This is a genomic window from Salmonella sp. SG203 (assembly GCF_013350575.1).
Taxonomy (GTDB): domain Bacteria; phylum Pseudomonadota; class Gammaproteobacteria; order Enterobacterales; family Enterobacteriaceae; genus Salmonella; species Salmonella enterica.
The window spans coordinates 1-532 of record NZ_SNMT01000106.1 but is presented as its reverse complement, the minus strand read 5'-3'; the positions used below and the strand labels follow the sequence as shown (position 1 = coordinate 532).

Below are 532 nucleotides of genomic sequence, written 5' to 3'. Positions count from 1 at the left end.
CAAGACAGCACAGGATAAACCACTGCCGCGCGTTCACCGTCCCCGGCAGACGCCTCAGCGCCTCCTGACGGATGTCCCTGACCAGACGTGCCGTCCGCGACCGGCTCATCACCACGCGCCCCCGCAGCAGCGGAGTCAGGGCATCCAGTACCGGAATATGTTCGTGCGGGCGCAGGCACAGCAGTACCCCCACCACCCCGTACCGCCGCAGGGTCTGTACCAGCGCAGACAGACCGGACGCCCTCTCTACCACCGCCCGTGGCCACCGCTGCGACACCAGGCTGCACACCGCCGCCGTCACCGCCCACTCATCTCCGTACACCACTACCCGGGGACTGTCACGCCCGCTCATGACTTTCTGCCCCGCTGCAGGCTGTTCCAGATATCCCTCATCTGTGCCCTTACGCCCTCATCCGCATTGCCCACCCGGCGGGTCTGCGTCGTCCGGAGCGCGGAACGCTGTTTCTCCGTCACCGGCCTTTTTCCGGGCTCATCCTTCACGTCCAGCACCCTCACCTCATAACGCGCCACC

General features: G+C 66.5%; 1 protein-coding gene and 1 pseudogene. Both read right to left on the bottom strand.

The window, feature by feature from the left end; genetic code table 11:
* Positions 1-352 (bottom strand): annotated as a pseudogene (locus tag HV477_RS28030) (hypothetical protein); the annotation flags it as partial.
* Positions 349-532, bottom strand: a 184-nt coding sequence (locus HV477_RS28025; RefSeq protein WP_175065761.1) for a hypothetical protein, incomplete at its 5' end; no start/stop codon positions are given. The gene HV477_RS28025 and the pseudogene HV477_RS28030, both read right to left, overlap by 4 nt.